Raw genomic sequence first — 14,758 nt, 5'->3', positions numbered from 1 at the left:
GCGCGGCCCCGGGCATGAGTGTGCCCGGCTGCCGTCCGGAGCGGACGGCGGCCGGGCACGGGACCACAGGGGTTCACACCCCGGTGGCGGCTACTTCTTGGCCGGGGTGACCTGGACGATCGCACCCAGGTTGGCCGGCAGCGGGCTCATCAGCTTGATCTGCACGCCGAGCTGCTTGCCCTCGTCTCCGGGGTTGCCGGTGCCGAGGATCGGGCCGCCGATGTCGGTGCCGTAGAGCTCCGTCGCCGGGGTGCCGTCCGCGTGGACGATCCGGGTCGAGTACGGCTGGTTGTTCTTGGACGGGACGACGGCCGAGGAGTCACGCTGGCGGTAGTACAGGCTGCCGTCGTCGTGGATCTCCAGGCCGGGGTACCAGCCCTTGGCGTCCGTGAACGACTTCACCGCCGCCTGCTTGCCGAACGAGGTGCAGTACTCCTTGAACGGCTCGCCCTCGACGCACTCCTTGAACGGGTAGGTGCCGAAGAAGTTGAACGCCGCGTTGGACGACTGCGGACGGGACGGCAGGTTCTTCAGGAGGCTCGGGTCCTTCTCCGCCGCCTCGCCCGTACGGCGCAGCGGGTCGAAGTGCGAGTCCACGACGAGGAGCTCGCCCTTCGGGCCCACCGACGGCAGGTCGAACGTGCGGCCCGACACGTCGTTGTTGGACACCGAGGCGTCGCGGTACCAGACGAGCAGGCCCGGGGCGTTGTACTTGACCTTCTCGACCTTCCACGCGCCGTCGCGCAGCCAGGTCGTGTCGTAGGCGTACTGCAGGCCGTTGTCGAAGCCGTCGAAGTTGCGCCACTCGGCCAGGTAGTACTGCGCCGCCTGCTCCTGCCCGGAGTGGATGACCCAGCCGGCGCCGCTGGTGTCGGTGAACGTGCCCTTGGTGGCCGTCCAGCCGTCGGCGCCGCTCTCGACGTCGTCGGTCCAGACCGCGGTGGCGCCGTCGTTCAGCGAGAAGTCGTCGTTGAACCAGCCGCGCTGCATGGACGCCGCGTCCGTGGCGTAGCGCAGGCGGATCTGGACGGACGTGCCCGCGAACGGCGCGAGGTCGACGTACAGGTGCTGCCAGCCGCCGCTCTCACCGGTGAGGCCGTACTTCTTGTTGCCGTAGTCCTTCAGGCGGCTGTTCGGGTCGGTGTAGTCGTCGCCGGTGGTGACGAGGCTGCCGTCCTGGTTGTAGACCTTCTGCTCGGTCCAGGTGGCGCCGCCGTCGGTGGAGATCTCGAAGAAGCCGTAGTCCCAGTCGGCCTCGATGCCCCAGTCGCTCCACCACCAGAACTTCGCGTCCGGCCCGGCCGGGACGTCGACGGTCCTGCTCAGCTTGTTGTCGGCCCAGTCCTGGTCGCTGTTGGACCACCACAGGTTCGACCCGCTGTGCGGGGTGGACATGACGTTCAGCTTGTCCGGCAGGTTGATCCGGACGCCGTCCTCGGTGCCCTTCGGCGTACGCGAGGCCTGGCCGACCGCCACGAGCTGGTTCTTGCCGCCCGGCTCGATGACCTTCGGGTTGGCCCAGCCGAGCACCCACTTGTCCCACAGCCCCATGTGCGTGGGCATGGACTGGATGATCGGCCCGGCGTGCGAGCCGCTCGACATCAGGTCCCAGAAGTCGACGTCGGAGTCGCCGGCGCCGGTGGTGTCGTACAGGTCCGGCAGGCCGAGGTCGTGGCCGTACTCGTGGGCGAACACGCCCACGCCGGAGTCCTCGGGCTGGAGGATGTAGTTCGAGATCTTGATGTTCGTGCCCGGGACCGTGTAGCCGCCGGTCACGTCGCTGGAGTGGGCCCACAGGGAGAACGTGCCCTCGGCGCCACCGCCGCCCGACTTGTCCTCGCCCGCGTGGATGAGCACGAGGTGGTCGACGACGCCGTCGGGCTCGTCGTAGTTGCCGTCGCCGTCGGCGTCGGAGGTGTCCTCGACGTCGTAGTCCGCCCACGGGAAGTTCGGGTTCGACTGCACGAGCGCGTCGACCGCGTCGACCGCGAACTGCGCGGGACCGCGCGGGTTGTCGGGGTGGCCGGTCATGTCCTGCGGGTAGGTGTGGCACTTGCCCGCGCCGTACCACGCCTCGGAGTGCGGCACCTTGAGCCAGCCGACGGCCTGACCGGTGACGGTGTAGGCGCCCTTCGACATCTCCTCATACATGTTCTTCATGGTGAGGCCGGACAGGTCGATGCCCTTCTTGCCGTCCCGGGGATCCTTCATGTCCGGGCGGACCCGGGTCGTGATCCCCTTCGAGCTGTAGAGCATGTTGTTGTAGTGGGCGGTGTTGAAGTCGGCCACCCACATCGAGTTGTTGTCCTTGCCCCCACCGGCCGCGGTCGCGGGGTTGGGGATCGAGTTGTGCAGCGGGCCGTTCAGCTTGGTGCCCGGCGGCTCGGTGATGCAGTCGTCGACGTCGTCGATCGTCCTCGGGTGGGACCAACCGGAGAAGTCGTCGTTGGCCTGGTCGTTGAACTCGACCAGCAGCGTGAGGAGCTTGGCGGTGCGGGTCGTCTTCGCCTTCTTGTAGATGAAGTCGAAGGGGTTCTTCCCGGTTCTGATCGCCTGCTTCTCGTGCTTGGCCAGCACCCGTGCCGCGACCGGGTTGCCGCTCGCGAACTTGTGGTCGACGGCCTTGGCCAGAGCCGCGGTGCGCTTGGCGCCCTGCGCCGGGACCTTCTCCTCGATGGTGGTGAAGTCGCCCTGCACGCGCGGCGGCGCGTAGTTGATGTAGTGGTCCTTGGCGGAGGGCTGGTAGCCCGCCGTGGGCGCCGCGGCCGCACCTGCCGCGGCCAGACCTCCTGCCGCCAGCCCGAGCGCGGGCACGATCGCGGCGAGACGCCGGATTCTTCTGGACAACGAGATCCCTTCCCGTCCGGGTTCCCCGGACACCCATGCACAGCGCGCCGGGATGAGCACGCATGCGGGACCTTAAACGAGCGGGTAAAGGGAGGGTAAAGAGTCGCTCGGTATGGTTGTCAAAATGTGATCTGTACCGAAAACCGTTAATAATTCCGGATGAGACCCGATACCGAACCGTGCCGTAAAGTCCAGACGTGAACGAGCTGACCTCCGCGCTCGCCGCGGCACTGCCGGGCGGGCGCGTCCTCACCGATCCCGACGTCGTCGACTCGTATGCCAGGGACCGCACGTTCGTACCGCCGGGCAGGCCGCTCGGCGTGGTCCTGGCGGACTCGCGCGACGACGTCGTGGCCACGTTGCGCTGGGCGAGCGAGCACCGCGTGCCGGTGGTCCCGCGCGGCGCGGGCACCGGGCTCGCCGGCGGGGCGACGGCCGTCGACGGCTGCGTCGTCCTGTCCCTCGCGCGGATGACCGCGATCCGCGAGCTGTCTCCGCAGGACGAGATCGCGGTCGTGGAGCCCGGTGTCATCACCGCCGACCTCGACCGGGCGGCCCGCGAGCACGGCCTGATGTACGCCCCCGACCCCTCGTCGTACGAGATCTCGACCATCGGCGGCAACCTGGCGACCAACGCGGGCGGCCTGCGGTGCGTGAAGTACGGCGTGACCCGCGACTCGGCTCTGGGCCTAGAGGTCGTGCTGGCGGACGGGCGGGTGCTGAACACCGGCCGCCGGACGATGAAGGGCGTGACCGGCTACGACCTGACCGGTCTGTTCGTCGGTTCCGAGGGCACGCTCGGCGTGATCACCGCCGCGACGGTGCGGCTGCGGCGGGCGCCGCGCGAGGTGTCCACCGTCGCCGCCGAGTTCACCTCGCTGCGCGACGCCGCGGCGGCCGTGTCGGCGATCGTCGCCGCGGGCTGCCAGCCGTCGATGCTCGAACTGATGGACCGCACGACCCTGCAGGCCATCGACGACTGGAAGAACATCGGGCTGGAGCCCTCCACCAAGGCGATGCTCATCGCCCAGGCGGAGGGCCCGGCGGACGAGATGGCGGCGCTGTGCGGGGCCGCGTCGTTCGTCGCGGTGTCGTCCACTCCGGAGGAGGCCGCCGAGCTCATCGGCATCCGGCGCCTGGCCTATCAGGCCAAGGAGCGGCTGGGTCAGTGCCTGGTGGAGGACGTGTGCGTGCCCCGCTCGGTGCTCCCCGACATGATCACCACGATCGAGGAGGCGGCGGCCCGGCACGGCGTGATGATCGCGACGGTCGCCCACGCGGGGGACGGCAACGTGCACCCCGTGTTCGTGTTCGACCGCGGCCTCGCCGAGCCGCCGGAGGAGGTCTGGGCCGCGGCCGACGAGGTCTTCCGCGCCGCGCTCGACCTCGGCGGGACGCTCACCGGCGAGCACGGCGTGGGCCTGTTGAAGAAGCGCTGGCTCGGCCTGGAAACCGGCCCGGTGGCGGCTGAGCTGCACCAGGGCATCAAGCAGGTGTTCGACCCTCTGAACCTCCTCAACCCCGGTAAGGCCATCTGACCACTGGTAGCGTTTGGTCCCATTATTTGTAAGGTTGCGGTGTAATCGGGGGCGATGGTGGCGTTAGAGGCTGGGGATCCCGACCGCCTGGGCCCGTTCACGCTCGTCGACCGGCTCGGAGAGGGCGGCCAGGGCGTCGTCTTCCTCGGGCGCGGCCCGGCGGGCGAGCAGGTCGCGATCAAGTTGCTGCACACCCGGCTGACGGCCGATCCGGAGGCGCGGGAGCGGTTCCTGCGCGAGGTCGCGCTGGCGCAGCGGGTCGCGCCCTTCTGCACGGCCCCCGTCCTGTACGCCGACCTCGCCGGCAACCAGCCGTTCATCGTCAGCGAGTTCGTGTCCGGTCCTTCGCTGCGGCAGCTCGTCGACCGGGAGGGGCCGCGCCGGGGCGCCGCGCTCGAACGGCTCGCCATCAGCACGACGACGGCGCTGGCCGCCATCCACCGGGCGGGCATCACCCACCGCGACTTCAAGCCGGCCAACGTCCTGATGGGCCCCGAAGGCCCCGTCGTCATCGACTTCGGGGTGGCCAGGGCGCCCGACTCGCCGCAGTCCACCGCGACCGGCGCGTCCATCGGCACGCCCGCCTACCTCGCCCCCGAGGTGCTCTCCGGCGGCACGGCGGGCGCGCCCGCCGACATGTTCGCCTGGGGCGTCACGATGGTGTTCGCCGCCACCGGCAGGCCCGCCTTCGGAGCGGACACGATCCCCTCGGTGATCACCCGGATCCTGAACTCGCCGCCCGATCTGGGCGACCTCGCGGCGCCCCTGCGGGACATCGTCGCCGCGTGCCTGTCGAAGGACCCCGCGCTGCGCCCCTCGGCCGAGGAGGTGGGCGCGCGGCTCACCGGGCAGCCCACCGTGCCCGTACGGCCCGCCGCCGCACCCGGGCCGCAGATGCCGGGCCCGCATCCGCCCGGACCGCACGTGCCCGGACCGCACGTGCCCGGACCGGGGCCGTACGGCGCCGCTCCGCATGCCCCCATACCGGGACCGCAGGGCCCCGCACCGGCACCTGGGCCGCATGCGCCGGGCCCGCCCGTGCCCGGGCCGCATGCGCCGGGCCCGGGGCCGCAGGGCGCCGGAGCGTCCACGCCGTCCACACCGCGCGCACGGCGCCGCTCCGGCCCCGACGGGTCGCGGCCGCCGCGGCCGGTGCTGACGTGGACGGCGGCCGGGATCGGGGTGTCGCTCCTCGCGGCGGCGGCCTTCCTCGTGCCGACGTGGGTGTCCGCCCAGCAGATCTCCTCGGAGGACGCCCTCGGCCCCGCCGAGTCGCCGTCGGTGACCTCGCCCATGGTGACGCCGTCCCAGGACGCCGAGATGCCCATCCCGCAGCCGTCCGAGCTGGTCACCACCCCCGCGCGGCCGAAAGACAGGAAGCCCTCGCCGGGTCCCTCGGCCCACCGGCCGAACGTGGGGCCGAAGCCGTCGGCCTCCCCCGCGCGCACCCGCCGGGCGCAACCCTCGCCCTCCCACGCGTCGACCCAGGTCAGGCCCACCCACAAGGTCACCACGCCGACGCAGACCACGCCTGCGCCCGCGAAGACCACGCCTGCTCCGGCGAAGACCACCGCGGCGCCCAAGCCCAGCTCCACGGCTAAGGCCACCCCGACGAAGACCGCGGCGCCCAAGCCCAACCCGTACACCGCCGCGGGAGTGTGCGGCGGCGGCTACGCCGTCGTCGACTCGCACTCGTACGGACAGGCGACGACGTACCTGCTCTACAACGCGTCCAACGGCTACAACTGCGTGATCACCATGTCGAAGTACGTCGTGGCCGGGAAGATCAAGATGAGTGCGGTGCTGAAGGTCCAGGGCGGATCGTCTTCGACCGACTCCGGCAGCTACACGACCTACGCCGGTCCGCTCCGGCTGGCGGCCAAGGGCAAGTGCGTCATCTGGGGCGGCGGCTACGGTACCGCCGCCTGGAGCAGCGCGTGGTCGCACTGTGGCTGATCCGCGAGGCGTCGGGGCCGGCTCAGTCGGGGCTGATTGAGTTGGGGTTGTTGAGTTGGGGCGGATTCGGACGGGGCGGAAACCGGTCCGGAGTCCGGCCCCGGCTCGTTGACGTGACGGCGGCTCACCACGGAGGATCATCACGTGACAGAACTCGGTTCGGTGGCGCCATGACGGTGCTCGTGAGCCGGCTGGACGCCTCCAGCGGCGAGTACGGGACGCGGCGCGAGGCCATGCTGGCGAAGCTCGCCGAGCTCGATGCCGAGCAGGCCAAGGCCGTCGCCGGAGGCGGGCCCAAGTACGTCGAGCGGCACCGGGAGCGCGGCAAGCTGCTCCCCCGCGAGCGGATCGAACTGCTCGTCGACCCCGACTCGCCGTTCCTGGAGCTGTCCCCGCTGGCGGCCTGGGGCACCGAGTATCCCGTCGGCGCGAGCGTCGTGACCGGCATCGGGGTGATCGAGGGCGTCCAGTGCGTCGTCACGGCCAGCGACCCGACCGTGCGCGGCGGCGCGTCCAACCCCTGGACGCTGCGCAAGACGCTGCGCGCCGCCGAGATCGCGCTGCGCAACCGCATGCCGTACGTGAACCTGGTGGAGTCGGGCGGCGCGGACCTGCCGTCGCAGAAGGACATCTTCATCCCCGGCGGCCAGGTCTTCCGCGACCTGACCCGGCTGTCGGCCGAAGGCATCCCGACGATCGCGCTGGTCTTCGGCAACGCCACCGCGGGCGGCGCGTACGTGCCGGGCCTGAGCGACCACGTCGTCATGGTGCGGGAGCGGGCCAAGGTGTTCCTCGGCGGCCCGCCCCTGGTGAAGATGGCGACCGGCGAGGAGTCCGACGACGAGTCGCTGGGCGGCGCGGAGATGCACGCGCGGGCCTCGGGGCTGGCCGACCACCTCGCCGTCGACGAGTACGACGCGCTGCGGATCGGCCGCCGCATCGTGCGGCGGCTCAACCGGCGCACGAGCGGGAACGTTCCCGCCTCCGGCTACGCGGCCCCGCTGCACGACGAGGACGAACTGCTGGGGATCGTGCCGGAGGACCTGAAGGTCCCCTTCGACCCCCGCGAGGTCCTGGCCCGGGTGGTGGACGGCAGCGACTTCGACGAGTTCAAGCCGCTCTACGGGCCGAGCCTGGTCACCGGGTGGGCGAGCGTCCACGGCCACCCGGTCGGGGTCCTCGCCAACGCCAGCGGCGTGCTGTTCGGCGCGGAGTCCCAGAAGGCCGCCCAGTTCATCCAGCTCGCCAACCAGTCGCGTACTCCGCTGGTCTTCCTGCAGAACACCACGGGGTACATGGTCGGCAGGGAGTACGAGCAGAGCGGCATCATCAAGCACGGCGCGCTGATGATCAACGCGGTGGCCAACTCGACCGTGCCGCACATCACGATCGTCATGGGCGCCTCCTACGGCGCGGGCAACTACGGCATGTGCGGGCGGGCCTACGACCCCCGCTTCCTGTTCAGCTGGCCGAGCGCCAAGTCGGCCGTCATGGGGCCGGCCCAGCTCGCGGGGGTCATGTCGATCGTGGGCCGGGCCGCCGCCCAGGCGCGGGAGCAGGTCTACGACGAGGAGGCCGACGCGGCGATGCGCGCGGCGGTCGAGGCGCAGATCGAGTCGGAGTCGGCGGCGTTCTTCCTGTCCGGCCGGCTGTACGACGACGGGGTCATCGACCCCCGCGACACCCGTACGGTGCTCGGGCTGTGCCTGTCGGCGGTGGCGGGAGGGCCGGACGCGGGCCGGGCCGGCTACGGCGTCTTCCGGATGTGACCGGGCATGCTCATCGGCAGCGTTTTCATCAGCACCGGTTTCACCGGCACCGTTTTCACGCAGATCGACGGGGATGAGGGGTCATGATCGGGCGGCTGCTGGTCGCGAACCGCGGGGAGATCGCCCGCCGGGTCTTCCGCACCTGCCGGGAGCTGGGAATCCAGACCGTCGCCGTCTTCACCGACGCCGACGCGTCCGCCCCGCACACCGCCGAGGCCGACCAGGCCGTACGGCTGGGCGCCCCCCTGGCGTACCTCGACCCGGAGCGGATCGTCGAGGCGGCCCGCAGGTCGGGAGCCGACGCGGTCCACCCCGGGTACGGCTTCCTGTCGGAGAACGCCGGCTTCGCCCGCGCCGTGCTGGACGACGGGCTGACCTGGATCGGCCCCTCCCCCGAGGCCGTCGCCGCGATGGGCAGGAAGATCGAGGCCAAGGCGCTGATGGCGGAGGCCGGCGTGCCGGTCCTGCCGACCATCCCGCTGTCCCCGGACGGCCCGGTGGAGGTGACGGCCCCCGTGCTGGTCAAGGCGTCGGCGGGCGGCGGCGGGCGCGGCATGCGGGTGGTGCGCGATCCGGCCGATCTGGCCGGGGCCGTCGAGTCGGCCCGGCGGGAGGCGCTGTCGGCCTTCGGCGACGGGACGCTGTTCGCCGAGCCGCTGCTGGAGGGCGCCCGCCACATCGAGGTGCAGATCCTCGCCGACGCCCACGGCACGGTCTGGGCGCTCGGCGAGCGCGAGTGCTCGATCCAGCGCCGCCACCAGAAGGTGATCGAGGAGGCCCCCTCTCCCGCGGTCACCCCCGAGCTGCGGCGCGAGCTGAGCGAGGCGGCGATCCGGGCCGCCCGCGCGATCGGCTACCAGGGCGCGGGCACCGTCGAGTTCCTGCTGTCGGACGAGGGCTTCTTCTTCCTGGAGATGAACACCCGCCTCCAGGTGGAGCACCCGGTCACCGAGTGCGTCTACGGGGTCGACCTGGTCCGGCTGCAGATCGAGGTGGCCGAGGGCGCCCATCTCGCCGCGCTGCCGCCGAGCCCGGTCGGTCACGCGATCGAGGCCCGCCTCTACGCGGAGGACTCCACGGGCCGCCCGCAGAGCGGCGTGCTGCACCGTTTCGAGATCCCCGGCGTGGACGGCGAGTTCGGGCTCGGGGCACGGCTGCGGCTCGACTCGGGAGTGCTCTCCGGCTCGGAGATCGGCGTCCACTACGACCCGATGCTCGCCAAGGTCGTCTCATACGGCCGGGACCGGGCGGAGGCGGCCCGTCGGCTGGCGGACGCGCTCGCGCGGGCGCGCATCCACGGGCTGACGACCAACCGCGACCTGCTCGTGGGAGTGCTGCGGCACCCTGACTTCCTGTCCGGGGCGCTCGACACCGGCTTCCTCGACCGGCATCCCGCACCGGCCCCGCTCGCCGGTCCCGAGGCCGTACGGCTGTCCGCGCTCGCGGCGGCGCTCGCCGGGGCGGCGGCCAACCGCGCGGCCGCCCGGCGCGACGGCGTGCTCGGCGGGCTGCCGAGCGGCTGGCGCAACGTCCCGTCCCAGCCGCAGCGCGCGGTGTTCCACGCCGAGGACGGCGGGCGCCTGGAGATCGCCTACCGGCTGACCAGAGACGGGATGCGGGCCGAGGGCTTCGACGACGTCACGCTTGTGGCGGTGGACCCCGGCCGGGTGGTGCTGGAGACGGCGGGCCTGCGGCACGCCTTCGAAGTGGCCGCCTACCCCGGCGTTCGCCCCGGCGCGGTGCATGTCGATTCCCCGCTCGGTCCGGTGCGGCTCACCCCGGTCGAGCGGCTGCCCGAGCCTGCCGCCCGCGTGACGCCGGGAGCACTTCCCGCCCCGATGCCGGGTACGGTCCTGCGTGTCGAGGTCAAGCCCGGTGACGTGGTCGAGGCCGGGCAGCCGGTGGTCGTGCTGGAGGCGATGAAGATGGAGCACCTGATCGTGTCCCCCGCCTCGGGCACGGTGGCCGCGCTGCACGTGACGCCGGGCGCGCAGGTCGAGGCGGGCGTGCCGCTCGCCGTCATCGAGCCGTCGCCGCCGGGGGAACCGGACGGCGGCCCGCACGCGGACGCCACCGGAACGGCGCCCACGACAGAGCCCACGACAGGGCCCACGACAGGGCCCACGCCCGAGCCCGCGACGGAGCTCGCGACAGGGCCCGCACCGGAGCCGGGTGCCGCAGCCGGCCCGGCGACCGGTGCGGGTTCGGACCCGGATCGCGGCGACCACCCCGGCGCGGACGGCCGCCCGGCAACAACCCCGGAGACAAGCCCGGAGACAAGCCCGGAGACGAGCCGGGAGACGAGCCCGGAGACGAGCGCAGGGATCAGCCCGGAGACCGGCGCAGCGTTCAGCACGGAGATCGGTCCAGAGATCGGCCCAGAGATAGGCGGGGAGATCGGCAGGGAGATCGGCGCGAATCCGGGCGGGGAGGCGACGCAGCCGTGAGCGAGCCCCAGGAGGTGCTGGTACGCCGGGAGCAGGCGGGCGGCGTGGCCACGATCACGCTCGACTCGCCGCACAACCGCAACGCCCTGTCGTCCCGGCTGCTGGGGCAGCTCGACGACGCCCTGTCGTGTGCGCTGGACGAGCCCGCCGTACGGGTCGTCGTGCTGACCGGCACGGGACCGGTGTTCTGCGCGGGCGCCGACCTGAAGGAGCAGCGCGGCGGAGGCGCGCCGGTCACCGCGTCGTTCCCCGACATCATGCTGCGGATCTGGGAGAGCCCGAAGCCGGTCGTGTGCCGCCTGAACGGCACGGCGCGGGCGGGCGGCCTCGGGCTGGTCGCGGCCTGTGACTTCGCCGTCGCCCCGGCGACCGCGTCGTTCGCCTTCACCGAGGTGCGGCTCGGGGTGGTCCCCGCCATGATCGCGGTCACCTGCCTGCGCCGCCTGGAGCCCCGGGCCGCGGCCGAGTATTTCCTCACCGGCGAGGTCTTCACCGCCGAACGCGCCGTGGAGATCGGCCTGCTGACCCGGGCCGTCCCGGAGGAGGACCTCGACGCGACCGTGGCGCACTACACCGGCATGCTGCTGCGCGGCGGCCCCGAGGCGCTGTCGATCACCAAGCGGCTCGTGCGGGAGGTGCCGCTGCTGCCGGTCGAGGAGGCGTTCCGCGCGATGGCCGCGCTGTCGGCCGAGCGCTTCACCTCCGAGGAGGGGCAGGAGGGCATCCGGGCCTTCGCGGAGAAACGGCCCGCTGCCTGGGTTCCCGCCGAGGTCCCGGCCGCGGACACCGTTCACAGGAACGCCGGGCGATGACGGCGGGGGCCGGACGGCCGGGACCGATGCGGGTCGCTAACTGCGGCGGCTTCTACGGCGACCGGCTGTCGGCCGCCGAGGAGATGGTCGAGGGCGGGCCCATCGACGTGCTGACGGGCGACTGGCTGGCCGAGCTCACCATGTCGATCCTCGCCGGCAACCGGCTCAAGGGCCGTCCCGGCTACGCGCGTACGTTCCTCACGCAGATGGAGCAGGTCCTGGGCACCTGCCTCGACCGGGGCATCAAGGTCGTCGCCAACGCGGGCGGCCTCGATCCGGCCGGGTGCGCGGAGGCGGTCTCGGCCCTGGCCGACCGGCTCGGGCTGCGGGCGTCCGTCGCCCACGTCACCGGCGACGACCTCATGCCGCTCGCCGAACCGCCGGTCCACGCGGACACCGGCGAGACCCTGCGGGCGGCCCCGCTCACCGCCAACGCCTACCTGGGCGGCCGGCCGATCGCCGTGGCGCTGGAGCACGGCGCGGACGTCGTCGTGACCGGGCGGGTCACCGACGCCGCCTTGGTCACCGGGCCCGGCATGTGGTGGTTCGGCTGGGATCCGAGCGACCTCGACCCGCTGGCCGGTTCCGTCGTCGCCGGGCATGTGATCGAGTGCGGCTGCCAGGCGACCGGCGGCAACTACGCCTTCTTCGAGGAGGTGCCCGACCTCGCCCACTGCGGCTTCCCCATCGCCGAGCTGTACGCCGACGGGTCGAGCGTGATCACCAAGCACCCCGGCACCGGCGGGCTGGTCTCGACCGGGACCGTGACCGCGCAACTGCTGTACGAGATCGCCTCGCCCCGCTACCTCGGGCCGGACGTGACCGCCCGGTTCGACACCATCCGGCTGGAGCAGGAGGGCCCCGACCGGGTCAGGATCACGGGCGTGCGCGGCGAGCCCCCGCCGGAGACGCTGAAGGTCGCCGTCACCTACCTCGGCGGCCACCGCAACACGATGACGCTCGTGCTGACCGGCCTCGGCATCGCGGCCAAGGCCAGGATCGCGCAGGAGGCGCTCTGGGCCCGTGTCCCCCGCGAGTCGTTCGAGCGGGTCCACGTGGAACTGACCCCGCTCGGCGCGGGTGGCGGCCATGCGGAGGTGAACGGCGGGGACGACGCCGGGACCGCGCTGCTGCGGATCACAGTCATGGACCCCGATCCGCGCAGGGCGGGGCGGGCGTTCTCCTCCGCCGTCGTGGAGACCGGCCTGGCGAGCTACCCCGGCTTCTACGGCCTGACGCCGCCCGGCGACGCCTCCCCCTACGGGGTCTACTGGCCCTCGTCGGTCGACGCGCGGGCCGTGCTCCCGGTGGTGACCGTGGACGGAGTCCGCGTCGAGGTGCCGCACGCGCCGCCGTCCGGTCCGATCCTGGGCGAGCAGGCGGGCGGGCCGCCGCCCGGCGACGCGGCCGGCGACGCGATCCCGCCGTACGCCGGGGATCTCGCGGCCGGGCGGATCGCGCCGCTCGGCACGGTCGCCGGCGCCCGCTCGGGCGACAAGGGCGGCGACGCCAACCTCGGCGTCTGGGTACGCGACCCCGCGCGGTATCCGTGGCTCGCGGCGTTCCTGACCGTGGACCGGCTCAGGGAACTGCTGCCAGAGGTCGGCGACCTCCCGATCGATCGGTTCGCGCTGCCGAACCTGCACGCGCTGAACTTCGTCGTCCGGGGACTGCTGGGCAGAGGCGTGGCGGCCAGCCCGCTCCTGGACGCGCAGGCGAAGGCGCTCGGTGAGCGTCTTCGCGCCGTGGGCGTGCCCGTTCCCCCATGACGAAGGACCGGCCAGCCGTTGCGGCAGGTCGCGGCCCGTGACGGGCCGCGACGTGCCGCCTCACCCGCCTGCGGCCGTCCGTCACTTCCCCAGGGCGGTCTGCAGGTCCATGACATGGTCCTGGGTCTGCTGCAGCAGCGGGCGCAGCGCCTCGGCCACGTCGCCCAAGCCGAGCTCCTGGGCCTGCTCCACGCGCTCGCGGTAGCGGCGCAACTGCTCCTGCTCCAGCTCCAGGTCGAGCCGGAGGGCGTCGGCGCCGTCGGTCGCCACCGGCACCTCGGGAACGCGGACGCTCGGCACGCCGCCGAGGAAGTCGATCTGCTCGGCGAGCGTGCTCGCGTGGGTGAGTTCCTGGCCGAGGTGCTGCTTGAGCTCCTCGATGATCGACAGGTACTCCGCGCCCTTGATCGTCGCCGTGTGCTGCACGTACTGCACGATCGAGCGGTATTCACTCTCCAGGTCCTCGTTGAGCAGGGCGATGAAGCCCTCGGTGTCCATGGGAGTCCTCTCGTCTCGTCGGTCGGAAGGCCCATCACGTACCCGGTGAGGAGGCGGCCGAACGCCGTCCGTCCAGCTTCTGCCGCGAGGACCCGCCACCGTCCGTGCCGCCGTCCGTGCCTCCGTACTCCGCGGCCTCGACCTGCGACCGGCTCCTGCGTGCCGGGGGCGAGGGCCGGCCAGGCCGTCCGCCTATCCCGTCCGCCTATCCCGTCCGGCGCCACCGTAGAGCCAGCGCCACGGCGCATCCCAAGCAGATCACCAGCGAGGCCGCGGACAGTCCGATCGCCCACGAGACCCCCGCGTCCGACCCGGTCCCGGCCGCGGTCGCCGCTCGGGCGGCTGTGGCCGGGGCCGGCGCGACGGCCCCCTTGGCCGTGAGTTCGAGCACCGGCGCGGGCCGCTCCGGCTCCTCGTCGCCGGTGCCCTGCTCCTGGATCCAACGCACCACTTCGCCGTCGCTGTAGTACTGGAGCGTCTTGAACGCCAACTGGTCGGTATCCGGCAGCGGCCCGGCGCTCACCGAGAACTCGTCGTACTCACCCGGCTTGATCGCCGAGTCCTCGCCCGACGCGGTCCAGGTGATCTTGGAGGGGACCTCACCGATCTTCGCGCCGTGCGACTCGATCGGCGTGGCCAGGGTGGTCTTCTCGATCTCGTACGACCAGCCGGGGTGCGGCTTCACCGAGACCGAGGCCAGCGGGAAGTCGCTCGGGAGCCGAACCTCGATCTTGGTGGTGCTCACGTCGTCGTGCTCGTTGGGGATCCGGAATGTCAGCGCGGCGTAGCCGCCCTGGACGGCCGCGTCCGCGGTCACCTTCACGTGCGCGAACGCCGCCGCCGGTAGGACGGCGACCAGGCAGGCCGCCAGCGCCGCGACGACCAGCCCGCGTGCCGCGCGGCGCAACGTGCGCACCCCCCGGGGCGCACCGGACGCCCCGCCGTCCGCCGCTCCGGCCGGATTGAAGCCTGCCGGCACGGCCGCCGCGCCGAGGGTGACCGGGTGCGCGGGACCGGCGCCAGTCGTGGCGGGCGCCACACCCGTCGGAAGTGCTCTGCCGCTCAACGATCCTCCTATCGGCGGGACTCCCACCGCTTCGTTCATCGTGATCTGCCGGGACG

The 14,758-nt window shown here is 72.5% G+C and carries 9 protein-coding genes; 6 read left to right on the top strand and 3 right to left on the bottom strand.

The window, feature by feature from the left end; translation table 11 throughout:
- Nucleotides 1-90: 90 nt before the first annotated feature.
- Entirely contained in the window at nucleotides 91-2,847 is a 2,757-nt protein-coding gene (locus tag FLX07_RS11010; protein ID WP_142570286.1) for an immune inhibitor A domain-containing protein, read from the bottom strand.
- Between the two features lie 197 nt (nucleotides 2,848-3,044).
- Between FLX07_RS11010 and FLX07_RS11005 the strand changes: the two genes are divergently transcribed.
- The 6 genes from FLX07_RS11005 to FLX07_RS10980 all read left to right on the top strand — a co-directional run bounded on the left by FLX07_RS11005 (nucleotide 3,045) and on the right by FLX07_RS10980 (nucleotide 13,138).
- Nucleotides 3,045-4,385 (top strand): FAD-binding oxidoreductase, encoded by a 1,341-nt coding sequence (locus FLX07_RS11005; protein WP_208762158.1) that lies wholly within the window; start codon nucleotides 3,045-3,047, stop codon nucleotides 4,383-4,385.
- Between the two features lie 54 nt (nucleotides 4,386-4,439).
- Nucleotides 4,440-6,341, top strand: coding sequence for a serine/threonine-protein kinase (locus FLX07_RS36985; protein WP_208762157.1), 1,902 nt, complete (start codon nucleotides 4,440-4,442; stop codon nucleotides 6,339-6,341).
- Between the two features lie 170 nt (nucleotides 6,342-6,511).
- Nucleotides 6,512-8,110: an acyl-CoA carboxylase subunit beta gene (locus FLX07_RS10995; protein WP_142570284.1), complete on the top strand. Its 1,599-nt coding sequence runs from the start codon at nucleotides 6,512-6,514 to the stop codon at nucleotides 8,108-8,110.
- A gap of 83 nt (nucleotides 8,111-8,193) precedes the next feature.
- The gene (locus FLX07_RS10990; RefSeq protein ID WP_142570282.1) at nucleotides 8,194-10,557 is read left to right on the top strand and encodes an ATP-binding protein; all 2,364 of its coding nucleotides are present in this window, start codon (nucleotides 8,194-8,196) and stop codon (nucleotides 10,555-10,557) included.
- Nucleotides 10,554-11,369: an enoyl-CoA hydratase-related protein gene (locus FLX07_RS10985; protein ID WP_208762156.1), complete on the top strand. Its 816-nt coding sequence runs from the start codon at nucleotides 10,554-10,556 to the stop codon at nucleotides 11,367-11,369. Before FLX07_RS10990 ends, FLX07_RS10985 begins: the two co-directional genes overlap by 4 nt.
- Before the next feature lie 26 nt (nucleotides 11,370-11,395).
- Nucleotides 11,396-13,138 carry an acyclic terpene utilization AtuA family protein gene (locus FLX07_RS10980; protein WP_223853264.1) on the top strand — a complete coding sequence of 581 codons (1,743 nt, stop codon included), beginning with the start codon at nucleotides 11,396-11,398 and terminating at the stop codon, nucleotides 13,136-13,138.
- Nucleotides 13,139-13,219: 81 nt separating this feature from the next.
- Here the strand turns inward: FLX07_RS10980 and FLX07_RS10975 are convergent, their stop codons facing one another.
- Together FLX07_RS10975 and FLX07_RS10970 are read right to left on the bottom strand one after the other, a co-directional pair.
- Nucleotides 13,220-13,636: a ferritin-like domain-containing protein gene (locus FLX07_RS10975; protein ID WP_142570278.1), complete on the bottom strand. Its 417-nt coding sequence runs from the start codon at nucleotides 13,634-13,636 to the stop codon at nucleotides 13,220-13,222.
- Nucleotides 13,637-13,841: 205 nt separating this feature from the next.
- On the bottom strand, nucleotides 13,842-14,702 hold the full coding sequence (locus FLX07_RS10970) for a YcnI family copper-binding membrane protein (RefSeq protein WP_167748198.1): 861 nt from the start codon (nucleotides 14,700-14,702) through the stop codon (nucleotides 13,842-13,844).
- Between the last annotated feature and the right edge of the window lie 56 nt (nucleotides 14,703-14,758).

It is taken from the genome of Microbispora bryophytorum (assembly GCF_006874465.1).
Classification (GTDB): Bacteria; Actinomycetota; Actinomycetes; order Streptosporangiales; family Streptosporangiaceae; genus Microbispora; species Microbispora bryophytorum.
Note: the sequence above shows the minus strand (reverse complement) of the source record. Positions and strands in the feature narration are given on the sequence as shown.